We start from the raw sequence: 21,256 nt of genomic DNA on the forward strand, positions 1-21,256 counted from the left end.
TGATAAGTATTCACTAAGGCTGAGCTGAAGATCTGGCATTAAAGGCATCAACAAAAAAGTGTATAGGCATATTATAAAAGCCTACCTGTGAAGGCAAACTTTAATCTGGATTAAGTATTTTATAAATATGTTTTCTACCTCGTCCTAACGCCATGCAGTGGAACGAGGTAGAACACAGTGTATTAGCCACAAATTAAAACGATACGCAGCGAGTTGTAATACTGGCATGATTTTATTTAATGAGATTTTCTAAATCTTTTAATGCAGCAGCAGCTGTTGCAACTGGAGAAGATGCACCTCCAGTAATGTAAAACTCACCCATTTCCTCAGTTAGAACTCTCATAGCCTTATTTTTTCCAGTGACTAACGAAAAAGGGTGAGTCTTTTCAAATAATTCGAGTTTGACCCCAATACTGAAATTATCTTCAGCTCCATTAATGTATCCTATGAGGCGAGGCACTAAGCTCTCTGAACGCCAGCGTTCTATATCCAAGTGCGTTATATGCTCAATTCCTTGCTTTGAAAGGCGATTAAAATCTATTTCTTCTTTAAAAAATGTTTTTGCAATAATAGTAATTTTTGCAGCGGTATCCCAGCCTTGGGTATCAAAGCTACTGTCTGGTTCTGCAATACCTAATGCTTTAGCTTTCTGTAGTGCTTCATCAAAACTTAAATTGTTTTGCATCATTTCATCAAGAATTAGATTGGTTGTTCCTGTTAAAATGCCTTGTATTTCTAGTATCTTACAGCCTAGCAAATTAGAATTAATAAAATCGACAGTAGGTAAGGCCGCAGCAGTTGCACCACTATATAAAATCTTGACTTGATTTTGGCATGCTAATTCTAATAGGTTTTCCAATTCTAAAACTAAAGAACCCTTTGAGACACATATAACATTTATCTTCTTGTTGAGCGCTTCAGTAACATATTTTAAAGAACTTCCACCAGTTATATAATCACTAGGTCCTACATCAATTATTACGTTAGCATCGATCTGCTGTATGAAATTTGTGTTAGTTAAACCAGCGATATAATTATTTGTATTGAAAATTTCATCTAAACTTAGACCATTTTCGTTATTTATTAAACCAGAGTTAGATTTACAAACTCCTGTAATTTGGAGAATTAAGTCATATTTTTTAGCATAATAAGCAGCACGATTATTTAGCAGTTGCGCAATATTTCGACCTACAGAACCAAAGCCAACTATGGCAATTTTAAATTTTTTCATTCCAATTTCTTTTCTAAAATTATTCTTTTTGATTCTAATTTAGAATTAAGTTTATGGATAATATAAATATTTGATTCCGATAATAACTCATATTAATTATCTAAAATGATAGTGCAACCAAAAATCAGTCTGGTTGAGTGTATAGAAGTTAAAACATCTGACCCCCTGTAAGGTTCGACCATTCTTGCCATATATATGATCATTAGACCTTAAAGTTTGGTGATCATGATGACACCTGCAGTTTATGGGGAGAGTGTATGGCATTTAAATCAAATGAGAATAAACGAGCACTGATAGGCCTAAAGCTATGTGCCGCGAGAAAACTGTCCAAAATGACACAAACAGATGTCATGCTTAAAGTCTTTAATGTTAAAAATCCAAACCAAAAGAACCGTATAAGTGAAATTGAAAGCGGCAAGGTTGCCCCTGACTCGGAACTTCTCCAAGAGCTTTGCTTACTTTATGGTGTATCTGCAGACTGGATCTTGGGCTTTACTGTTGAACCTGAGATCGATTTAACAGCCAGTCGGGTTGGATTGCTATATAACGGCATGGCACATGCATTATCGCCGTTGGTAGAACGCATCATTGAGCAGGTCAGTGGCTCATTTGCAGAAGCTGGCTCTCAGTATCTTGCCAGCCTGCCAAACTCTGGTGTCCTAGCACTTATCCAAAATTCCAAAAAGATTATTAATGAAATTAACGACGGTCACGTTACGAAAGAGAGCTTGGCCACATTAATGGAAACAGTTCGAGAGTGTGATGTCTTATTGTCTCGAAACAATGTGAAATTCTTCAGCCATCTTGATGATCTATGTGAACGTGACGAATCAAATGTCAATGAAATGATCATCAAATCACAAGAGGTACCTGTCGCCAAGCGACTAGATCGCCGTGCCAAAATGCAATTAGATATCTTTGAGGTTGCTCCAAATGGCTGTCGTTAAGACCTATCCCGACAAAGTTTGGAACTTACTGCGAGAGGTGTGGGAAAGCACACCTAAAATCGCCTGGCAGAAACTCACCGAGATCGTTTCAAAGGAGCTTGATTGTGACGTTCCGCATTTTACCAATGTGAGGAAGCGGTCCATCTCTGAAAGTTGGAAAAAGAAACCTGAGCAGTATGTCCAGAAAACCAATGGTGAGCTGAATAAGGTAATTCGGGAAGGTGGAGGAACCCTGCAAGGTGCCGCTAAAATTAGCGCTAAAAAGCCCGCTAAATCACAAAAAATTAGCGGTGGTTTTAGCGATGAAAAACGAGAAGAATCAAACGCTAATAAAAATACAGAAGTCGAAGTTATCACTAAAAAAAATCGAAATACATACCTGCCACAAAAAGTTGATCGCAGTAAATTATCTGCAGCAATTATGATCCGTAAAATTCGCCATCAAAGCTTTGATTTAAGTGAAATGTTAGATGAAGCTGTAAATGAATCAAAGGCAATCAAAGCTGACTACGATGAGTTGTTACAGCAAGAGGGTGAGCTTGATATCAATGCCGCAGATAAGCTACGTGGACGTATGTCCTTCAATTCCCAATTTACCCGTGATTTACAGCAACAGACAGCTATTCACGGCGAAATAGCCAAGATTACAGCGGTTTTCTGGGGACTAGAGATAGAAGATCTCAAAGACAAGTCGGAGCAGGATGCTAAACGCACGGCGGTTGCCAATGCTGCAACGGATAAATTGGCTGAAGCAAAACGCCTTATGAAAGAGCAGCAACGTGAAGCATTCATGCGCCAGTTGGAATATGTCGAGATGTCCAAGGATATTGAAGAAAATGGGCAGTAGATTGTGTGTGTTTCTTTATGGTGATTGACGGGCTTATTATTCTCTGATTACTTATACATAAGCTAATTTGACATGTAGATTATGTTATATCCCGTATATGTTCATAAAGATCAGGATAGTGCATATGGTTTAACTTTTCCTGATTTTAACGGTTGTTTCAGTGCTGCTGATGAAATACAAGATATTCAACGTATGGCACAAGAAGCGGTCGAAGTTCACTTTGAAGGTAAGGAGATTCCTTTACCAAAACCATTTAGCCCAGAACAATGGTTAGATGATGATCGTTTCCAAGGTGGTTTTTGGTTAATGGTCGACCTAGAAATCAGCTCACATTAAGTGGGCTTTTTCATGTCTAACAATACCTTGGTACTCTTACACGATATAGTGTTGAATAGACTTCCAGATTATCTAAACCGATTAAGCCTAGATCACTTGGTCGTTGATCCAACGAAGTCAATAGCTTGTAAACTGTATCCCCATCAAAACTATCTGGCTGATCATCTGCTAATGTAAGGCTGACAGAATTTCGCCCAATACTGTTGGCCGCGTTATAAGCATCACTTGCCAGGATTGCGGCAATCATGTTGTTGCCATAGACCAATTCAAATGACTTGAAGATCTCTTTTGCACCAGCAACATTCCAGAGTGATGAATAGTCATCTTCGCTGTTGTTCAAATTACCTTGAATTTTATAAATCTCATCATCTGTAACCTTATCAATCCAGGTCATACGACAGATAATCTGACTACCTTTAGCGGGTTTTGATGCTTTACCAAAAAACTGGATCTTAAGCTGTACATCTGAGCCTAAATAGCTGTAGAGATCATAATTAATACCAAGTGATGCATTGGATGTATCTGCTAAAGATAACGCACCAGTGGCATTAAGATTTACTGCGATTGCTGTCATATCAGTCTCCCAATTGAATTGGGATCTGTACAACAACGAATGTGTGTTTGCGGATCATTGCATACCACTCAAACTTGTTTGATGTGGCTATTGTTGCAAGGCTGAAATTGGGCCGTTTTGGCATGTACCAAAAAATAAGGTCCACCTAAAGTGAACCTTATTTAATACAGTCAATTTTCATCCAGTTGTAGCTAAAGTTAATGCTGAAATCCCTTTAAGTATATTAATCTGAGCGATATTGCTTTGCAGCTGCTGATAAGCCAGATCGCCAATCAAGGTAAATTCGGCTGAGCCCTGAGGTTTAATGGTTAAACTTGTTAAAGGCTCTGAAATACTGACCACGGCGCTATTTTTAAGTGCCAGATTATGTTCGGTATCACTATCACCCAAAATATCGGTAAAAGGATTGGTACCATTAATCACAATTGGCATCTTAGAACTCCAATTTACGTCCGAAATGCTTTAACTGGGTGAGATTACTTTTCACCTGCGCCATTTTTTTCGCATCAGAAACAATAATTTCAACGGTATCACCCGCAGCAATTTGAGTACAAGTCAACGGCTCTGTCACTCGTTTATCGCTGTTATTGGTGACTTTTAGACTGTAAGTAACAGCTGTAACTATTGTAGTCGTTGCAACGGTTTCCTTAGACGGAGCGGCTATTGCGCTGGTATTCGCCTGCACTATTTCTGTTGGAGTTTCCGCTTCATCTGTATCAGTTTTCTTACGGCCACGTTTTTTCTTGATTTCTGTTGTCGTAGTATCTACTTCGGTTGCTGAAGCATCTACTTGAACTGTTTCACCAATGGTTTCATTCACAGTTCCCGTATCAGCAACAGGCTCATTAGTATTGCTTGATGTGGATGACGGATCTTCATTTTGGCCAAAGCAATAAATTTGAATACTTCACGGATTAGATCAGCTGTAGTATTCATTGCTGCTGTCAAATTACCTGTCGCACCACGACTAGCATCAAAAGTAAAGACACGCTTGTTATCATCGCTGTCCATATACTTGGCACAATCTTTACCATCTTTGAGCAAGCGGACATTCTGCTCAAGGAAGTATTTTCCCTGCATAGCAGCTAATGCTGCACCTACAAAGCCTAGCCCAAGTTCATTGGCCAACTGGTTTGTGGTGTTATAAGACACGTTGATTTGGTTGACAAATGGTACAGATTGGATCAAGTCATAATCTGGTTCAAGAGTCACACCAACCGGTTGGATAATGTGCTTTTTATTGCCGTCTTTAGCATCAAAGTCAGCAACCACATGCACTTCAATGTTTGCTGTATCAGGCAGTTCTTTATCGAATGTTGCAGTAATGGTGCGATTGGTCACATCTACCGAAACGCTTAGTAAGGTGTAGTCTGTACCTGCAATGCTTGTTACAGGTTTTTTTAATACAGCGGCAACCGTACCTTTTTGTACAGATAAGCTTTGCTCACCGCGAGTATGAGCAACTTCACGTCCATTGACACGCAAAGATACATTACCAGACAAGAACGGTAAAAGTGCACCGTTGGCATTTGGAGTTTTTTTACTGAAATCGCTATAAGTACTACGTGTGGTCACTGCATACACGTTCTTATTAGCTGCATCCTGAGCCAAGGCAAATGAAAAACGACCTTCAGCGTATGGTAGTGCTGCCTTTTCCCCATCGAGATATTCACCTTCAGCCATTGCACCAAAAGCCGAATCTGTTGTGTAACGTACTGCAACCACTGGTACACGTACACTATTGGTCGGGTTTGGTAACATAGTGACAATTGGTAAAGCATTGGCAATCACGTTCGCAATAGTCACCACAGTCATTGCAGGAACGACAGCTGCTTGTTCATAGCCGCTATTTGAGATGCTATCGAAACTAGCGACCTGCTCAAGAAATTCAGATGAGTATTTTTGATTAGCAACAGATTGACCTGCACACAGTGCTGAGGCAATTAGTTCATTGCTTGGCAGATCACCACCATTACGGGCTTGATAAACACCAATCCCCAAACGTACAGCATCATCAATTTTATGATGGTATTCTGGGTCAATGCTGTCAAAGATTGCGGCCAATGGTGCTGGCAATGTTTTTGGATCGACAGCAACGCTATCAAATTCAGCCATTTCTCCATTTTGGAGGTAGTAGTTTGCACACTCTGATGCAGCTTGAATCTGCCCATCAAATAGTTTTTGCATTTCTTGGTTTAATGCACCCATCTTTTTACCTATGTAACGAAGGAATTTCGATGGGGAAAGCATTACATGGAGGAAGTTAGGCGTTTATGGCAAGTACCAAAAATGAAAAGCTGCCCGAAGGCAGCAATCTTATCTATTCTAAAAAAGTTTCTGCTGAAACATTAAATCGCTCACATAGCGCCTTAATCTGACGAAGATTAAACTGGCGTTTCCCATTCAGAATTTCTGAGATAACTGATTGAGTTGCAACCTCTGGTAGATCTGATTGTCCTAAACCATGCTGTTGCATCAAAAAAGCGAGTGCGGCTCGACCATCACCTTTAGGCATTGGTAGATGCTCATTTTCATATTCTGAAACGATATCACCCAATTGATGTACTAGCCCCATGAGTGGATGAGTTTCATCATCGCCCACGATATCTAGTAACTCATCCAATGCTTCGACCAGCGTATTGAAATCATCTTCATTTTCAGGTTTGGTGAGCAATGGTGCAATATAGTGCCAGTGGTCAACCGCCTGTTTGATCATTGCATTCATGTTAGCTCTCCTTCCAATGACCTTTGTCATATTCTGTGTGAGATAGAACATGACGGATATAGACTCTTTTTGCTTGATACATCACGACAGCAATCAGTCGTATTTTGTTTCCGCCAATGTCAAATACATGGAACTTTCCAACTTTATCAACGGCTGGGAAATAGCGTTTCATTTCAGCAAAGTCTTTAGGATCATTTGCTTTAATGAGGCGGTACCAGCCATCTAATGCCGTTTCAGCCTGTGGCCATTTTTGGCTTGCTTCAAGAATTCGAGCATGGGTGATAACGTGCATATTAATTATCGCATTTTGCTATATTGAGAGTATATCAAAATTATCGCATTTTGCAATAAAAAGCTGCCCGAAGGTAGCAATCACTTATAAGTTTAGAAGGCTAGAACCGATCTCTTGGAATATGTCTCACTTGAGATAGATCCCACGGATAGTTTTCAATTTGTTTACGCAATGGAGCCCTTCTTTCATCGTCAATAAACATCCAAGCGATAAATCAGAGTCCCGTGAAGTGCAGTCTCTGATTGAGCATGCACGTTCATTGGGTTTAAACATTGTTTCTGCTTTGATTATGGCTGTGACCAATGGTGAACTTGATGGTGAACTGCCATCAGATTACCTGGATAGTCTACTTGTAGAAGCAACCGATGAAGATGAAGGCGATAACGATGATTTATTTAATCTGATCATTGGTGCTGTTCAAGATGCATTTGAATCCTTAGGGGTTGATGAAACTACCATTGGCCAGATGTTCGCTGATGATGTGGAATCTGCTGATGCTGCGATTGAAGCAGCATGTGAATACGAGCACGATCAAACTGCCAAAAAGCAGTGTTAGCCTGCTTTACGACCATATTTCTTCACATCTCGTTGCAACAATTACTGCATTAGATAGCACAAAAGAGAATCTGCCAGCTTTAAGTGATGGCACTGTAAAAGGCTTGTTTGTTGATGGTGATCAGAACATCGAGAGCCAGTGGCAAACGCCGTTTGAAAACTCCAATCCAGAACAAAAGTTACCAACACTGATGGCTGGCATTCAATCAGGTGAATTAAGTAATACGCTTGGAGCAGTTGCTGAAGCAGTAGGGCTCGATAGTGTTACTCAGAAATTACAAGATGGTTTGAGTGGATTAAGAGGTAAAACCAACTTAACTAAAATTAATACTCGTCAGGTCTTTCTATCTACAGCATCAATCCGTCTTAACCTCACGTTGGCTTTTATTGCCATTAAAGACCCTAAAGTGGAAGTCGAAAATCAGATTTCATTACTTCAGCAATGGGCATTACCACAATCCTTGGCAAGTGAAGGAATTATCAGCGGATCTGTACAAAGTAAAAGTATTGATTTATTCCCCAGTACCATCCCTCCATTTGTATCCCTGACCTTGCATGGCAAAACCTATAAGCCTCTGATTATTGAAAGTGTACAGGCGCCGCTCAATGTGCCGATCGATAGCAATGGCAATCGACTTTCTGCCCAAGTACAGATCAATCTGATGAGTCTTACTGCCTGGGACAAACAAGACATTATTAACTTATATGGTGGCTCTAAATGATGCACTTTGATCCTATTCAAATCGGTAGCATATGCTATCAACTTAAAGAGCTGACTTTTCATAACTCCCTTAAAGTTGCAGCAATTGACAAGCAGCTCAATGAAAAACGCCTAAGTGAGTTTTTACGTCATGTTTTGGTCTATGGTCCAGACCCATTAAAAATGACCGTGCAGGAGCGATATGCACTTTTAGTCACGTATCTTGAAAAGCAAACCAAGACTTTGCTTGAGATTGATATGAATATGCAGCCATATTTGCCGCAATATGAAGTGCAATGGCTGACCTCAGTTCGTCTTAATAATCTCACTGTTCGCCAATTAACAGGAATTGAGGCTGAATATCTTGAGTCAAAATGTAAAAGTGTTGCGGAATGGATCTCATGTGCCATGGCGCTACAAATGCAATATGACCAACATGATGTGCTTTCTGAAGCGATGGACCTTGATAATTTTGAGCCACAGTTTCTAGCACGGTTAGAGTATTTCAAGCAGCTGGGGCAGATTGAGTTTAACCAGTATTATGAGCTGTATTCAGAATGTAATAGCCAGTTGCAGAGTATTTTGAATATGGCCATCAATGATGATGGTTTTGTGGTTCGGGGAGGTACAGATGATGCGCCAATGCGATTTTGCCCCTCTGCCGTCTTTATCGGACTCGTCAAAGACGTGGACGAATTGCATTATGGAGAAGATCTACACGCTGAGTAAGGATACTGGTATTGCAATGAACCATGTTCTGGATCTTCCACTAAGTTTTGACCCTGACTTTTATGGATCTGATGCCTACAGAGCTGTAAAGGCTGAACGTAAAGCTGAAAATGAAAAGCAGCAAGTCTTTTATAAAATCATGAATGAAGTGATTAAAGGCATTAACAGAATCATTCGTTAAGGCCTGATTTTGGAACCTTAGAAAACCCTCAAAAAACCAGCACTCATAATGAAGCCATTCAGTAATGGTTAGTAGTTATGAGTGTATGTGAATTTCTTATCCAATTTGCTAAGTCAACTTATGAAACCTTGACAGTTAATAGCATGGTCATTTGCGCCATGACTTTATCAGTGGTGACATCTGCAATTAAGTCAATAAAACAAAAAGGCAAACTGGACTGGGTTGAAGCTTTGCTGTGTGGCTGCTTGACTCTAGCAGTATCCAGCACTTTGGAATACCTCAAACTACCCCGAGAAATCTCAATTTTTCTAGGAGGATTCATTGGCTTCAAAGGCAGCCTCTGGGTTGATGCATTTATTAATCGAAAAACAGACAGTGAGGAATAATTTGATGGGTATGTTAGAAACAAGTATTTTTCGTTTTAAATCGGTGCAATACGGTACGGCAGCTGTAGGTCTAATTGGTGTCATCTCACCCTTTCTACAAACAATCGTAGATGCAGGGACATTGCAAGAGCCATATCTAACTTTAGTAAAAGGTTTATTAGTCCTATGTGCAGTCATTATAGGAAAAAAGCAGTATCAGCCTGAGTTACATCAAAATAATGTTTTAAGTTTTGCCGAGTTAAAAGAAGATGCAATTAGCTTTGATGAAGCATTTGAACGGTTGATTGGCCATGAAGGCGGTTACTCTATAGACAAGAATGATCCTGGTAACTGGACGGGTGGCCAAGTTAATAAAGGTACATTAAAAGGCACAAAGTATGGGCTAGCTGCAAATACTTATCCGAACTTGGATATCAAAAACCTAACACTTGTTCAGGCGAAAGAAATCTACCGCACGGACTGGTGGGATAAGCTTGGTGCAGATGGTATTCACTCTGCGGTTGTATTCCAGTTATGGGATTTTGCTATCAATGCAGGAAAGGAACGTGCAATCAAAGAATTACAGCAAGCGATTGGGCTAGTTGGCTCTCAAGTCGATGGTAAGCTAGGACCAGCAACCAAAGCCAAGGTTAATGAGTTTGATATCAATGATGTCATTCTGACCTTAATGGCAGAGCGTTTGAAATTCTATACAGAGTTGCCAACTTTTTCTCGCTATGGTAAAGGTTGGGTAGGACGGTGTGCTGAAAACCTTAAATATGCGGCTAAGGATAACTGATTAACTTTAATTAAATAAAAGCTCTCAGAGGGAGAGCTTTTATTTATAAAACTAATTATATAAAGAGATTAAAAATTACTTCTTAATGACTGTTGGGCTGGTCAACTTACTCATTTCTTCAAATGATTGTCCTGTAAACTTCTTAATGAGTCCAGTAATCGAAGAAATATCAGATCTAACCAGATTACTGTTTATAGAGAAAATTGTATCGTAGAAGTTCATTTCAAATTTTACTTTGGAAACTGTGCTTTTTCCAATAGTAGCTTGCCAAGATGATTGATTAATCTGAAGATAAAACATTCGAATTTTTCCTGTTATTACCTTTTCAGGAACCCCTTGTAATGTTATAGGTTCAAGATAATTCACAAAAATGATATGGTCGAGAGTTTGATCCTTACTGTCTAACCCAACTTTCAGATTAGCCAATGAATCTTTAACTTCTGTAAGGATTGCATCTAGCTTTGTTAATGCTGCTTCAGGAAAAGCAAAACTTGAGAATAAAGTAGTCAAAAATTCAAGATGCAGATCAGCTGTTAGAACTTCTTTACTATAGTGCTGTGATGTGGTTTCACCTGGTAATGCATAAGCCCCCAGTTGGCGAGTGAACGTGTCATTTAGATTCACAGCCTGAGCCTGGATGAATGCTGTTGCTTCAGCTGGTTTGGTAATGTCATATGCGGCAGGGTGTGCATCATATACCTTTTTCATTGCAACAACGTTTGCTAAGGAGCTTAAAGTAAGCATATCGTTATAAATACCCAAAGCATCCTGTGTAGGCTTTCCACCAGAAGTACCAGGACCTTGTGTATCGACTACAGCTAATGAGGTAGATCCTGGAGCTTCTTTTGATGCCTGCACCATAGAGAACAAGTCATCTGAAGTGTCTTCAGAAACAGCAAGTGCCATCGGGTGGAAATTATGCAGGTGAGAGTTTCGATAACTACTCACCATCTCATTAAGTAGTACAACAGGTTGCATGAGATTTGAGTTGAGCTGTGCTGGTTGTTGAACTTTAGCATAGCAAAGATTAAGAGCAGGCGGTGGTGGAGTAGGATTTTCATCTACCCAACTATTATAAGCATCTAAAATTGCAGCTCGCTCATCTGATGCCACAACGGTTTTAGAATAGTCCCAGATTGGTTCTTGAGTTTGTGGGCGTCGAATATATACTTGAAACGTTTTCATGATTTATTTTACCTTTTCTATTCATTTTGTTTTTTAAAATGACTTGATTATTTGTTAATAGGTTCTGGAATATTTATTAAATTAATTCTATTTAAATAAAATATTTTATATTATCACCAGTCTGTAATATTCATCTGATTCGCAGCATTATGAATAGCATTATAATGTGCTTGAGTCATTGCTGATATAAGGTTTGGTTGCCCTACATCTAAATTTCTAAACTCATCTCGAGCCTCCTGTAATAATTGCTTTCCATCACTGTCAGGTGAGCCACCATTTGTATTATGTTTCACGTGAGATTTAGAAGCAGTTGCACTCCCTGCATTCACTAGAATTGTTCGTGCTTGATTGTAGTCATGATCACTAATAGTCATGTTTTTTCCTTTTTAAGATGGATTTAAGAGAATGATATCTAGTTATAAAAATTTAGGTTTTTGATTTATAACTGCATATTTTTATATATCAAGAGTTGACCTTATGGATAGCACTTTTACATAAATAGATATTAGTATTAAATTAATACTTTAATATTCATGTGAATTATTTATATAAATTTACATATAATTTTTTACATTATATTTGTAAATTTTATTTTAATTAATAATAGATAATTTTAACTACTATTTTTTAAAATAGTTTTTTTATATAATTAAAATGTAATTTTCATATTTTAAATTAATTTAATTTAAAATAATAAATTTGAACTAGTTGGCATTTTAAAACCTATTTAATGTCTATTTTTTGTAACTTGTATAAATTTTATTATTTTGTGATTTAGTTTTAATAAAATTTAAAATTAATATATTGGTTAACTTATTTTAAACTGATTAATTATTTCTGAGTGTATTGCTAGGTTTTATGTTTATTATTTATAGCCATAGATGTAGATGCTTGGCTTCTATAGGGCCTATATATTGTTAGAAATTGGAAGTAGTCAGTCTTAGACATTTCTATTTGATATATTTCAATAATTGACTTTTGCTGTTGCCGATGCAAAGCTACTTGGAGCACATAAAAAGTAAAATTATTCAGAAGCCTATAAGCTCATATCTTGACCATGTACTTACCTGTATAATTCGGCTAGAAATGGTAGTTGCTGTGGTAAGCGTAGTGCTTATTTGAGAGCAGTGGATACAAAACCATTTGTTATAAAGAAGATGTAACAAAACAAATGATTCAAGATTATAAAAATGGGAATAAAAAATGAGTAAGACTCTAAAGCTTTCAACTTTTACACAAGACGTTATTACCATCATGGTCATTTCGGCTGTAATTATTATTGGGGTGCTGCACTTTCAAGCCACACATAAAGATGTTGTTGCAGGTTACATAGAAGGAACTGACGGTTACTCTGGCTATATGTTTGCTAAGTACAACCAGTTGGCGTTAAAAGATCAATGTGAATATGCCAAGGACCCAGCATTTGCCGAATTTAAAACCAGTAACGAATTTATGCAGGGGTGTCATAAGTATTTTGAACGTGTTATGAATAATTGATTATTCCGTAACTTTACTGTAATTTTTATCTGTACGTTGTAGTCCTTGTAAGCCATCATTTTGATGGCTTTTTTATTTAGAGAAAAATTTATAATTATCTATGTATTAAAGGCTTTAATATATGGTTCTTAGTTGAAAACCACACCAGTCTACAAAAAATTAAAAAAAATATTTTTTCATGATTTGTAGACTGATTTGTAGACTGTTGAAATACAATTGAGGGTAATTGAATGCAAGTTGATACAACCTTTAAAAATATTAAGCTATTGAAAATACTACGGAATACAACTAAATGCTAAGTATTCCAATCAGAAGCAAACTAGGTGCTTTTTATTTTTTCTACTATGCGATTGTTGGCACGTTTATGCCATATTGGAATTTGTATCTTCAAGATCAGGGCTTTAGTTTTCAGCAAATTGGCTGGCTATCCTCTATAGCAATTTTAACCCGTTTTTTTGCGCCGTTCATTTGGGGCTGGATTGCAGATAAATCTGGTAAACGGATGCTTTTAGTTCGGATTGCCACTTGGATTGAGACATGTATCTGGTTTTTAATTTTTATTGTTCCGAATAATTTTCAGTCAATCGCAGCCTTAATGCTTATTTTTAGCTTTTTCCAAAATGCGATTTTAGCGCAATTTGAAGGTGTAACATTATTTTGGTTAGGTGATGAAAAGGCAAAATTGTATGGGAGAGTTAGAAAATGGGGATCTGTTGGATTTATTGTTGCCGTATTTTTGATTGGTGAACTGCTTGATCTCATTTCTATTCGCTGGCTTCCGATTATCCTGTTAAGCATTGCATTTCTTGCATTTATTTGGGCATTTACTATTCAGGAACCAAGTAATGCACCTAAAGCACAAAAAAAATTACAACCTATCTGGGAAAATATTCGCCATCCTACAGTTTTGGCATTTTTTTCCATCGAATTTATTCTGCTGTTTTCATTTGCGCCATTTTATAGTTTTTATAGCAATTATTTGCATGAACAGCACTACAGCACCGCTCAAATCGGAGCATTATGGGCAACAGGTGTTATCGCTGAGATTGTGATGTTTGCTTATGCACAGCGCATCTTTCTACAGCGATTTTCTTGGCAAAAACTGGTGATCCTCTGTTTAATTCTTACCTCAATCCGTTGGTATGTCGTGGGTGTTGGGTCTGCCTATTTTACAGTGCAGCTAGTGGCACAAACGATTCATGCTTTTAGTTTTGGTTTATTTCATCTCATTGCGATGAAGGTTATTTTTCAGAATTTTAGTGCCGAGCAACAAGGTCGTGGACAGGCATTGTATAGCACCATGTGGGGTATTGGTGTTGCTGTCGGCAGCATTTTAGCTGGGCATTACTGGAAGCTATTATCAGGGCAGCATATTTTTGTGTATGCAGCGATGTTGGTATTGCTGGCTTTACCATTGACATACTGGTTGCCACGGCATAGTCAACATGACGATGCTCTGGCAACAAAAGGTTAAATAAACAAGTTATTAATACAAATTCTTCAAGTAGATATGCTAAGTTATTCTTATCACTTAGAGGTATAGAACAACTTATGAAGCAATTATTCATCTCCAGTGTTTTTTGTATATGCTCAACATTTGCAATGGCGGCACCTCAGTCTGCTCAGTCAGTAGCAAACCCTCAAAATGACAATTCAATTAATATTGTTGTACGAACACAAATTGTAGGTCTATGGGGAATGGAAATTCCAAATAACAAAAAATGTGTGGAATATTATAACTTTAAAAGCAACAATCAAGTCATTATTAAAAGCGCTGCTGAATGGTCAACAGGAATTTATGAATATCAGCCATCGCCTGAAAACTCCAAAATTGGTGCTTTAGCTTTGCAGGTAAAATATGATAACAATCAAAAAGATTGCTTAGGGCATCAGCAAGATCAGGCAGGAGAGGTGTCACAGTATTTTGTGCAGTGGCGCAATGCCAATACCATCCAGTTTTGTACATCAGAAAAACAGGATAAATGCGTCGTCACTTTACGCCGTGTTCTACCTTAGTTTATGAAAATAAAGTATTTTCATAGAAAAATTTATTTATTTTATAAAAATACTTGTTTAATAAAATAAACAGGCGTATTTTAATAATTAATAGTTTATTCGTGATGACTTTGATGTTACAGCAACCTATCTCTATGACTTATTATGCGTATTTCTGGCACTTTAGATAGTCGCCCGAATACGTTTGGGCACGGAAAAGATAGGTTGCCCATCAAAAAATTTTATACCTGATTGGCAACACCAATCAGGTTTTTTTATATCTTAAATTTGGAGAATAATGATGATGTTTACAACTTATTTGGTGGCTTATTTTCAACCTCGATTCTGGCTTTATGTTGCAGATAACCAAACAGCAAAACATACACCCTTATTGATGGATTAAACGCCAAGGAAATTTTATGAACAGCATTTTGAAAACTCCGCAACAACTGAAACAGCAACAACCACTCACACAAGAACTTGCTGTACAGGTACAACAACAGCGACAAACCATTGAAAGAATTTTAAAAGGGCAGGACAAGCGATTATTGGTCATTACAGGGCCTTGTTCTATTCATGACCCTCAGGCAGTACTTGAGTACGCAGAAAAACTCAAACAATTACAAACTCAGGTCGATAAACAGATTTATTTTGTGATGCGTGCTTATATTGAAAAACCACGGACTACAGTGGGTTGGAAAGGTTTTTTGTATGATCCACATTTAAATGATCAAGCCGACCTAAATGAAGGTTTACAGCAGTCTCGTGCATTGTACTTACAAATTTTACAATTGGGCTTGCCACTGGCAAGTGAAATTTTAAATCCAATGGTGACAGGTTATTTTGATGATCTTTTGGCATGGGGTGCGATTGGCGCACGTACATCAGAATCACAAATTCACCGTGAAATTGCCAGCAGCTTGCCATATCCTGTAGGCTTTAAGAATGGTACAGATGGTTCCGTACAAATTGCGACAGATGCAATTTTGTCATCACAGCATTCTCATCAGTTTTTTGCAATGGGACAAACTGGCGCGCCAGTACTACTCGCAAGCTCAGGAAACCCTTTACCGCATATTATTTTACGTGGTTCAAATACTTCTACCAATTATAATGCAGCATCAATTCAGGCAATCCAAAAAACCTTGAAACAGCCGACAGCAATGATTGTGGATTGTAGTCATGGCAACAGTGGTAAAGATCCGCTACGCCAACCTGAGATTTTACAGCAGGTTGTACAAGAACGAGATTTAACTCAAGTTCGTGGCGTGATGTTAGAAAGTCACTTGGTAGATGGACAACAAAAAATCTCTGCATGTATGACATATGGTCAATCTGTCACGGATGGCTGCTTAGGATGGGATAAAACTGAAGCAATACTGCTTGAAATCGCAGAGCAGCTTAACCATAAAAATCTCAACAAAATTGTCGCTTAATTGAACAAAAAACAGAAGATAAGGGGAATAATTATCTTCTGTTAACCCTTTAATTTAACAAGACATTTTTTGATCAAGGTCTCGCCTATTTTACGCAAGTGGTTAATATTTAATCATATTTTTGTTTAGATTAAATATCGTACAGTTTTATTTTTCGTGGCATAGCACTATACATCACAAGTTTTTTGTTCAGAATTTTCCTAAATGATTTCAATATTTTAAAAAATAAAAATATAAGTATTTGTTTTATATTTATTTATAAATATTTTTCATTGGAATCATTGGAATCATTGGAATCATTGGAATCATTGGAATCATTGGAATCATTGGAATCATTGGAATCATTGGAATCATTGGAATCATTGGAATCATTGGAATCATTGGAATCATTGGAATCATGGATCATGGATCATGGATCATGGATCATGGATCATGGATCATGGATCATGGATCATCAAATGATGATGTATGGTTGATAAAAATATCAATAAATAATGGCGTCATTTAAAAGCATTTAATACATAGAAATATAGATTCCTAGGTAGTTTTTAACACAAGCCTTTATTTCGTATAATGTATATTATGTTAAATAAGATATCGAAGATTGCGACCTATCCAAAGTTAATTCAGCTAATGCTGTCGTAACTTCACTAAAGATATTCAGGATCAGTTTAATCATCTCCAATGAAGCATGTTAAGGAATTCATCATGAGGAAATCTGCGCTATCTCATTCTTGCTATGTGATGATCCACCTGATCAATAGTAGTTTTAGTTTGTCGATCTCGTCATAATTGTCATCATTGAGTTCACATACCAATCAACATAAAATGACCTAAACGACACGTTGCTAGTTACTCAGTTCTTTTGATTGAATTGGTATTCTTCTAAAATATTGTGTGCTACGACCTTCAGAATTTAGCTAGCTATAGCAACTTTAAAATCACAGTTGCGCCTATTTCTATGGCTGCCGTATGTGCCAATTTACGCTTAAAATTATTAAATTTAAGTCAAAAATGTAGGTCGGAAAACCTGTTATTCCAGCATAATTGATTCAAAATAAAATACACAGCGGTAAACAGTTTTTACCGCTGTGCTAGTTAGATGTGTGAGTGTAACTTGTATAATAACCAATTGTTTCTATTTGAAGAATCGTGAAAACCACCCTTTTCCTTTTTTCTTTTCTTGTGATTTTAAATAATGCAGCATATTTTCGCGTACAGAATTCACATAATCTTGATCATCATGCTGAATATGATTAATCAACCATTTTGAAAGTAATCGATGTAAATCATTTTCGATAGATTCTCCCCTTTCAAATCTATGACGATATTCATTCAACCGTTTAACAAATAACTCATGTATACCTTTATGAGATGGCAGATATTGATAGAAGACCTGTTGAAGGAGGTTTTCTTCAAAGCTAAAATGGGATTGGGTATAATCAATCAAATCATCTAAAATTTCTTTGATTTTATCTCGTTGGCCGTTGATTAGAATTTGTTCTAAAGCGTTGATATAATCCAATATTTGTCGATGTTGATGATCAATTACATCTATTCCTATGTTATAACTTTCGCTCCATTCCATCGCTGTTCTCTTGTAAATTGTTATGCTGAAATGTTTCTAGGTATGATTTTTTAGGCAAATAAATTTACCTAAATAAATCCCATAAAAAAAATATGGAATTAGATATTACAAACAGTTTTTATTGAAATCAATAGTCCAAATCAATATTTTTTCGAAGAACGAAGGTAAATTTCTGCATCTATGTAAAATTGTGATTTTTAGATGGTGAACGAATAATCTAGATTATTTCATATCTTAAAATGCAGCAGTCATAACATTAAAAAACGAATTAAAATCAGCATTAAACATGAGAACTAATTCTTTTTTATACTTGAATTTAGATATTTTTTTAAAGCCACCTAAAACCAAAATTATTTAAGTGGCTTTTTAACTGCTGTGTAAAAGATTATTGACCTTTTAATTCAGCTGAAACGATACCAAAACCTGCAATCCACTCACTAATAGCTTCATAACAGTGTAGTTTCATCTCATAGTCGCCTAAGGCCGAAAATGCGGAAAATGCTGCCATCCAAGAACGGACTTCTTGACCACCGCGTCCACCTTCCTGACGTATCTCGGTTTCAGTCATGGCAGCAAGTGAGGCAAAATCAGCATTTTTAAATTTTTCTAATAGTGCAATATCCCACTCTGGGTTAAGTGGAACAGCAACTGATTGGTCACCCGCAGCTAATCGCTGCCCTACGGAAATAATTTTAGACTGACGTGCAGAACGTGATTCTGGTGAAGGATTGCGGCCACAAATCAAAAACTCTTCTACATCTAATGGCACTGAACCCATTTGCGGTGTTGGTGGATCGTGCGAAAGCCCACCTGTTCCCAAAATCAATACACGTTCATTTTCAAGATTCAGCGATTGGATAAATTTCCCGACAGCATGCCCAAGTGCGATTGCTCGTTTGGTTGTTGGCATTGGAGTTGCTGCCCCATTAATAAAAATAGGAATCGTCGGATAACAATCAAGCTGACCATCACATAAAAAATGCAAAGGTTGAGTTACCCCATGATCTGCTTGCATACGATACGAATAAGCAACATCAACACCTTCATCAAGCACACTACGAATCAGGTTTAATGCCACTTCTTCAGGCACATCTATTTTTCCAGGGCCATAATTCCAGTCACCCGCAGCGTTCGCTCGAATTCCCACACAAAAACTTGGCATCAGGTCATAAAAAAACCCATTAAAATGGTCTGAACCAAAGGCAATAATCAAAGTCGGATTATATCGTTTGACGTCTTCAGCCAACTGAGCAAAAGTTTCTCGTACTTTTTGTTCTTGTGAATGGTTTTGTGGTGAAGCAAATTCCATTAAAGGACTGTGTGAAGCACAGATGAGTTTGACAGGCATATTTTATTCCTTTAAGAAGATAATCTACAAAAATTACCTTCGATCATCCTGTATGAATCGCATTAAATATAAATCAGCGCTGAATCTGAACCAGTTCATACTTGACGGTACAGATTCAGACTCAACGATCCAGTCAAAATAAATTATTTAACGCCATGAGCAGCTAAATAGTTTTTAATCACGACATTAAACTCATCGGATTTTTCAACTTGTGACCAGTGACCACATTGACTGAAAATATGCGCATCAGCATTAGGTACAGTATTTAAAATATCCCAAGTGCGTGAAACAGGAATGACGACATCTTGTACACCATGAACTAATAGTACAGGAACCGTAATGTCTTTCATTTTTTCAAAATCAAGTGGAAATTCAAAACGATCTCGATCTCGAGCAGTCACAACATCGAGCAAGCGATCAAATGCATAATCATTCTTTGCCGCCTCAAATCGCACTTTGACCAATTCATCAGTAATTAAGTCTTTATTGACTACAAACATCGACAAGGTTTTTTTAATACCTTCCTCTGTTAAAACTGGGTTTGCATGCGCTTTTAATGCTGCTGTTTGTTTAGCACCACCAGTTCCCATAGAGACAATACCGAGTACACGTTCTGGGTAATCTAATGCCATTTGAAAAGCTAGCCAGCCACCCAAAGAGTTACCGACTAACCATGTTTTTTCAATTCCTAACGCATCTAATGTACGAACAGCGTGGTCAACCCATGCACGAATACCATATTGAGTATTTGGGGCAACAATCGTTTGACCATAACCAATGGTATCAATGGCGATACAACGTGCTTGCTCACCAATTTGAGGTAAATTTAGCCACCAATTTGCTGCTGCAGATACGCCTGTACCTGAACCATGCAAAAATAGAACTGGTGTTCCCTCGCCCACTTCGTGGTAATGCGTTAACTCGCCTTCAGCCGTTTGAATCCATTTATCTTCTAAACCAAAAAATGAATCCGTTTTGTATTCTGGAATTTGTACCGTGCTCATGACTATTTCTCTTTACTCATAAATCGGAAGAATTTTTTCAATTCTTCCCTAATTCAATCAAAATTTTCTAAAAAGTACTCCTTCGAGATGCTTTTTAGATCATCAGTTTTAAACTGAAGCTGCGGTTGTTTTCGCTTTAGACATGGTTAATGCCAGATCTTCAATCATATCTTCCTGACCACCAACTGTGCCACGACGCCCTAACTCAAGCAGGATTTCACGTGCAGAAACACCATATTTGGCTTCAGCACGTTTAGCGAATAGCAAGAATGATGAATACACACCTGCATAACCCAAAGTTGCTGCATCACGGTCTGCACGAATCGGGTGAGTCATCATTGGAATAATAATGTCTTCAGCAATATCCTGAACCTTGAACAGATCAACACCTGTTTCCAGTTCCATACGGTTGGCCACTGCAACAAACAGTTCCAGCGGTGTATTGCCCGCACCTGCACCTAAACCCGCAGAGGCCAAGTCCACGCGCACTGCACCTGCATTTACTGCAGTAATTGAGTTGGCCACACCCATACCTAAGTTATGGTGACCATGGAAACCAATTTCCACGTCTGCTGACAGGTTGGCACGCAAGATACCCACACGATCTGTTACATCTTGTGGTAACAAATAACCTGCTGAGTCAGTGACATAGATACAGTTAGCACCATAAGACACCATTTTCTGTGCTTCTTCGAGCAATTTCTCTGGAGTCGCCATGTGCGCCATCATCAGGAAGCCCACAGTATCCATCCCCAGTTTACGTGCAGCCGTAATATGCTGTTCTGAGACATCGGCTTCGGTTGAATGGGTTGCAACGCGAATGGTAGCGACGCCAACATCATGTGCCATTTTCAGATGGTCAACCGTGCCAATACCCGGTAGTAACAGTGCAGAGACTTTGGCCTGTTTCAGATGTGGAATT

27 protein-coding genes are annotated in these 21,256 nt (G+C 37.8%); 13 read left to right on the forward strand and 14 right to left on the reverse strand.

Annotated features, from left to right (window positions below; all coding sequences use genetic code 11):
• Positions 1 to 232: 232 nt before the first annotated feature.
• Positions 233 to 1,231 carry a homoserine dehydrogenase gene (locus ACX1N5_RS15230; RefSeq protein WP_458803466.1) on the reverse strand — a complete coding sequence of 333 codons (999 nt, stop codon included), beginning with the start codon at positions 1,229 to 1,231 and terminating at the stop codon, positions 233 to 235.
• A gap of 332 nt (positions 1,232 to 1,563) precedes the next feature.
• Between ACX1N5_RS15230 and ACX1N5_RS15235 the strand changes: the two genes are divergently transcribed.
• The 3 genes from ACX1N5_RS15235 to ACX1N5_RS15245 all read left to right on the forward strand — a co-directional run bounded on the left by ACX1N5_RS15235 (position 1,564) and on the right by ACX1N5_RS15245 (position 3,361).
• On the forward strand, positions 1,564 to 2,178 hold the full coding sequence (locus tag ACX1N5_RS15235; RefSeq protein ID WP_458803464.1) for a helix-turn-helix domain-containing protein: 615 nt from the start codon (positions 1,564 to 1,566) through the stop codon (positions 2,176 to 2,178).
• Positions 2,165 to 3,025, forward strand: a complete 861-nt coding sequence (locus ACX1N5_RS15240) for a hypothetical protein (protein ID WP_458803462.1) — start codon at positions 2,165 to 2,167, stop codon at positions 3,023 to 3,025. The genes ACX1N5_RS15235 and ACX1N5_RS15240 overlap by 14 nt, the downstream gene beginning before the upstream one ends.
• Positions 3,026 to 3,106: 81 nt before the next feature.
• Positions 3,107 to 3,361 (forward strand): type II toxin-antitoxin system HicB family antitoxin, encoded by a 255-nt coding sequence (locus ACX1N5_RS15245; RefSeq protein WP_458803460.1) that lies wholly within the window; start codon positions 3,107 to 3,109, stop codon positions 3,359 to 3,361.
• A 16-nt stretch (positions 3,362 to 3,377) separates the two neighbouring features.
• On the opposite strand, the gene ACX1N5_RS15250 is transcribed toward ACX1N5_RS15245, so the two are convergent.
• The 6 genes from ACX1N5_RS15250 to ACX1N5_RS15275 form a co-directional block, all read right to left on the reverse strand.
• Positions 3,378 to 3,935, reverse strand: coding sequence for a hypothetical protein (locus tag ACX1N5_RS15250; RefSeq protein WP_458803458.1), 558 nt, complete (start codon positions 3,933 to 3,935; stop codon positions 3,378 to 3,380).
• Positions 3,936 to 4,112: 177 nt separating this feature from the next.
• Positions 4,113 to 4,367 carry a hypothetical protein gene (locus tag ACX1N5_RS15255; protein ID WP_458803456.1) on the reverse strand — a complete coding sequence of 85 codons (255 nt, stop codon included), beginning with the start codon at positions 4,365 to 4,367 and terminating at the stop codon, positions 4,113 to 4,115.
• A gap of 1 nt (position 4,368) precedes the next feature.
• Complete coding sequence (locus ACX1N5_RS15260; protein WP_458803454.1) at positions 4,369 to 4,755, reverse strand: hypothetical protein; 387 nt, start codon at positions 4,753 to 4,755, stop codon at positions 4,369 to 4,371.
• Entirely contained in the window at positions 4,752 to 6,143 is a 1,392-nt protein-coding gene (locus ACX1N5_RS15265; RefSeq protein WP_458803452.1) for a hypothetical protein, read from the reverse strand. Before ACX1N5_RS15265 ends, ACX1N5_RS15260 begins: the two co-directional genes overlap by 4 nt.
• Positions 6,144 to 6,255: 112 nt before the next feature.
• Positions 6,256 to 6,660 (reverse strand): helix-turn-helix domain-containing protein, encoded by a 405-nt coding sequence (locus ACX1N5_RS15270; RefSeq protein ID WP_458803450.1) that lies wholly within the window; start codon positions 6,658 to 6,660, stop codon positions 6,256 to 6,258.
• Position 6,661: 1 nt separating this feature from the next.
• Positions 6,662 to 6,952 carry a type II toxin-antitoxin system HigB family toxin gene (locus ACX1N5_RS15275; protein ID WP_458803448.1) on the reverse strand — a complete coding sequence of 97 codons (291 nt, stop codon included), beginning with the start codon at positions 6,950 to 6,952 and terminating at the stop codon, positions 6,662 to 6,664.
• Positions 6,953 to 7,112: 160 nt separating this feature from the next.
• Between ACX1N5_RS15275 and ACX1N5_RS15280 the strand changes: the two genes are divergently transcribed.
• From ACX1N5_RS15280 to ACX1N5_RS15305, 6 genes are all read left to right on the forward strand, one after another.
• Positions 7,113 to 7,508, forward strand: coding sequence for a hypothetical protein (locus ACX1N5_RS15280; protein WP_458803446.1), 396 nt, complete (start codon positions 7,113 to 7,115; stop codon positions 7,506 to 7,508).
• Entirely contained in the window at positions 7,447 to 8,229 is a 783-nt protein-coding gene (locus ACX1N5_RS15285; protein WP_458803444.1) for a hypothetical protein, read from the forward strand. The genes ACX1N5_RS15280 and ACX1N5_RS15285 overlap by 62 nt, the downstream gene beginning before the upstream one ends.
• Entirely contained in the window at positions 8,226 to 8,936 is a 711-nt protein-coding gene (locus ACX1N5_RS15290; RefSeq protein WP_458803442.1) for a hypothetical protein, read from the forward strand. The genes ACX1N5_RS15285 and ACX1N5_RS15290 overlap by 4 nt, the downstream gene beginning before the upstream one ends.
• A complete protein-coding gene (locus ACX1N5_RS15295) occupies positions 8,911 to 9,117 on the forward strand; it encodes a hypothetical protein (RefSeq protein WP_458803440.1) in 207 nt (68 codons plus the stop codon). The genes ACX1N5_RS15290 and ACX1N5_RS15295 overlap by 26 nt, the downstream gene beginning before the upstream one ends.
• A 77-nt stretch (positions 9,118 to 9,194) precedes the next feature.
• Positions 9,195 to 9,503, forward strand: a complete 309-nt coding sequence (locus ACX1N5_RS15300; protein WP_458803438.1) for a phage holin family protein — start codon at positions 9,195 to 9,197, stop codon at positions 9,501 to 9,503.
• A gap of 253 nt (positions 9,504 to 9,756) precedes the next feature.
• Positions 9,757 to 10,281: a glycoside hydrolase family 108 protein gene (locus ACX1N5_RS15305; RefSeq protein WP_458803468.1), complete on the forward strand. Its 525-nt coding sequence runs from the start codon at positions 9,757 to 9,759 to the stop codon at positions 10,279 to 10,281.
• Positions 10,282 to 10,356: 75 nt separating this feature from the next.
• Here ACX1N5_RS15305 and ACX1N5_RS15310 read toward each other — a convergent pair whose 3' ends face one another.
• Positions 10,357 to 11,466, reverse strand: coding sequence for a hypothetical protein (locus ACX1N5_RS15310; protein ID WP_458803437.1), 1,110 nt, complete (start codon positions 11,464 to 11,466; stop codon positions 10,357 to 10,359).
• A 113-nt stretch (positions 11,467 to 11,579) separates the two neighbouring features.
• The gene (locus ACX1N5_RS15315; RefSeq protein WP_458803435.1) at positions 11,580 to 11,840 is read right to left on the reverse strand and encodes a hypothetical protein; all 261 of its coding nucleotides are present in this window, start codon (positions 11,838 to 11,840) and stop codon (positions 11,580 to 11,582) included.
• Between the two features lie 829 nt (positions 11,841 to 12,669).
• Here ACX1N5_RS15315 and ACX1N5_RS15320 point away from each other — a divergent pair.
• The 4 genes from ACX1N5_RS15320 (at position 12,670) to ACX1N5_RS15335 (ending at position 16,394) form a co-directional block, all read left to right on the forward strand.
• On the forward strand, positions 12,670 to 12,963 hold the full coding sequence (locus ACX1N5_RS15320; RefSeq protein ID WP_458803432.1) for a hypothetical protein: 294 nt from the start codon (positions 12,670 to 12,672) through the stop codon (positions 12,961 to 12,963).
• A gap of 292 nt (positions 12,964 to 13,255) precedes the next feature.
• Positions 13,256 to 14,437, forward strand: coding sequence for an MFS transporter (locus tag ACX1N5_RS15325; RefSeq protein WP_458803430.1), 1,182 nt, complete (start codon positions 13,256 to 13,258; stop codon positions 14,435 to 14,437).
• Between the two features lie 77 nt (positions 14,438 to 14,514).
• Positions 14,515 to 14,979 (forward strand): hypothetical protein, encoded by a 465-nt coding sequence (locus ACX1N5_RS15330; RefSeq protein WP_034425889.1) that lies wholly within the window; start codon positions 14,515 to 14,517, stop codon positions 14,977 to 14,979.
• Positions 14,980 to 15,377: 398 nt separating this feature from the next.
• A complete protein-coding gene (locus tag ACX1N5_RS15335) occupies positions 15,378 to 16,394 on the forward strand; it encodes a 3-deoxy-7-phosphoheptulonate synthase (RefSeq protein ID WP_458803428.1) in 1,017 nt (338 codons plus the stop codon).
• 252 nt (positions 16,395 to 16,646) lie between these two features.
• Here the strand turns inward: ACX1N5_RS15335 and ACX1N5_RS15340 are convergent, their stop codons facing one another.
• The 5 genes from ACX1N5_RS15340 to dmpG all read right to left on the reverse strand — a co-directional run.
• Positions 16,647 to 16,793, reverse strand: coding sequence for a hypothetical protein (locus ACX1N5_RS15340; RefSeq protein WP_458803427.1), 147 nt, complete (start codon positions 16,791 to 16,793; stop codon positions 16,647 to 16,649).
• A 739-nt stretch (positions 16,794 to 17,532) separates the two neighbouring features.
• Positions 17,533 to 17,982, reverse strand: a complete 450-nt coding sequence (locus ACX1N5_RS15345; RefSeq protein ID WP_458803425.1) for a bacteriohemerythrin — start codon at positions 17,980 to 17,982, stop codon at positions 17,533 to 17,535.
• A 385-nt stretch (positions 17,983 to 18,367) separates the two neighbouring features.
• On the reverse strand, positions 18,368 to 19,330 hold the full coding sequence (locus ACX1N5_RS15350) for a 3-carboxyethylcatechol 2,3-dioxygenase (protein WP_458803423.1): 963 nt from the start codon (positions 19,328 to 19,330) through the stop codon (positions 18,368 to 18,370).
• Between the two features lie 143 nt (positions 19,331 to 19,473).
• A complete protein-coding gene (locus tag ACX1N5_RS15355; RefSeq protein WP_458803421.1) occupies positions 19,474 to 20,334 on the reverse strand; it encodes an alpha/beta fold hydrolase in 861 nt (286 codons plus the stop codon).
• Between the two features lie 108 nt (positions 20,335 to 20,442).
• Positions 20,443 to 21,256: 4-hydroxy-2-oxovalerate aldolase (gene dmpG, locus ACX1N5_RS15360; protein WP_458803419.1), on the reverse strand; the 814-nt coding region annotated here is incomplete at its 5' end.

This window comes from Acinetobacter sp. ANC 4636 (assembly GCF_054454555.1).

What these genes read in the sequence shown, in the direction of transcription:
- ACX1N5_RS15230 (WP_458803466.1), bottom strand. Translation starts at nt 1,231, where the DNA reads ATGAAAAAATTTAAAATTGCCATAGTTGGCTTTGGTTCTGTAGGTCGA.
- ACX1N5_RS15235 (WP_458803464.1), top strand. Translation starts at nt 1,564, where the DNA reads ATGACACAAACAGATGTCATGCTTAAAGTCTTTAATGTTAAAAATCCA.
- ACX1N5_RS15240 (WP_458803462.1), top strand. Translation starts at nt 2,165, where the DNA reads ATGGCTGTCGTTAAGACCTATCCCGACAAAGTTTGGAACTTACTGCGA.
- ACX1N5_RS15245 (WP_458803460.1), top strand. Translation starts at nt 3,107, where the DNA reads ATGTTATATCCCGTATATGTTCATAAAGATCAGGATAGTGCATATGGT.
- ACX1N5_RS15250 (WP_458803458.1), bottom strand. Translation starts at nt 3,935, where the DNA reads ATGACAGCAATCGCAGTAAATCTTAATGCCACTGGTGCGTTATCTTTA.
- ACX1N5_RS15255 (WP_458803456.1), bottom strand. Translation starts at nt 4,367, where the DNA reads ATGCCAATTGTGATTAATGGTACCAATCCTTTTACCGATATTTTGGGT.
- ACX1N5_RS15265 (WP_458803452.1), bottom strand. Translation starts at nt 6,143, where the DNA reads ATGGGTGCATTAAACCAAGAAATGCAAAAACTATTTGATGGGCAGATT.
- ACX1N5_RS15270 (WP_458803450.1), bottom strand. Translation starts at nt 6,660, where the DNA reads ATGAATGCAATGATCAAACAGGCGGTTGACCACTGGCACTATATTGCA.
- ACX1N5_RS15275 (WP_458803448.1), bottom strand. Translation starts at nt 6,952, where the DNA reads ATGCACGTTATCACCCATGCTCGAATTCTTGAAGCAAGCCAAAAATGG.
- ACX1N5_RS15285 (WP_458803444.1), top strand. Translation starts at nt 7,447, where the DNA reads ATGCTGCGATTGAAGCAGCATGTGAATACGAGCACGATCAAACTGCCA.
- ACX1N5_RS15290 (WP_458803442.1), top strand. Translation starts at nt 8,226, where the DNA reads ATGATGCACTTTGATCCTATTCAAATCGGTAGCATATGCTATCAACTT.
- ACX1N5_RS15295 (WP_458803440.1), top strand. Translation starts at nt 8,911, where the DNA reads ATGGAGAAGATCTACACGCTGAGTAAGGATACTGGTATTGCAATGAAC.
- ACX1N5_RS15300 (WP_458803438.1), top strand. Translation starts at nt 9,195, where the DNA reads ATGAGTGTATGTGAATTTCTTATCCAATTTGCTAAGTCAACTTATGAA.
- ACX1N5_RS15310 (WP_458803437.1), bottom strand. Translation starts at nt 11,466, where the DNA reads ATGAAAACGTTTCAAGTATATATTCGACGCCCACAAACTCAAGAACCA.
- ACX1N5_RS15315 (WP_458803435.1), bottom strand. Translation starts at nt 11,840, where the DNA reads ATGACTATTAGTGATCATGACTACAATCAAGCACGAACAATTCTAGTG.
- ACX1N5_RS15320 (WP_458803432.1), top strand. Translation starts at nt 12,670, where the DNA reads ATGAGTAAGACTCTAAAGCTTTCAACTTTTACACAAGACGTTATTACC.
- ACX1N5_RS15325 (WP_458803430.1), top strand. Translation starts at nt 13,256, where the DNA reads ATGCTAAGTATTCCAATCAGAAGCAAACTAGGTGCTTTTTATTTTTTC.
- ACX1N5_RS15330 (WP_034425889.1), top strand. Translation starts at nt 14,515, where the DNA reads ATGAAGCAATTATTCATCTCCAGTGTTTTTTGTATATGCTCAACATTT.
- ACX1N5_RS15335 (WP_458803428.1), top strand. Translation starts at nt 15,378, where the DNA reads ATGAACAGCATTTTGAAAACTCCGCAACAACTGAAACAGCAACAACCA.
- ACX1N5_RS15340 (WP_458803427.1), bottom strand. Translation starts at nt 16,793, where the DNA reads ATGATTCCAATGATTCCAATGATTCCAATGATTCCAATGATTCCAATG.
- ACX1N5_RS15345 (WP_458803425.1), bottom strand. Translation starts at nt 17,982, where the DNA reads ATGGAATGGAGCGAAAGTTATAACATAGGAATAGATGTAATTGATCAT.
- ACX1N5_RS15350 (WP_458803423.1), bottom strand. Translation starts at nt 19,330, where the DNA reads ATGCCTGTCAAACTCATCTGTGCTTCACACAGTCCTTTAATGGAATTT.
- ACX1N5_RS15355 (WP_458803421.1), bottom strand. Translation starts at nt 20,334, where the DNA reads ATGAGCACGGTACAAATTCCAGAATACAAAACGGATTCATTTTTTGGT.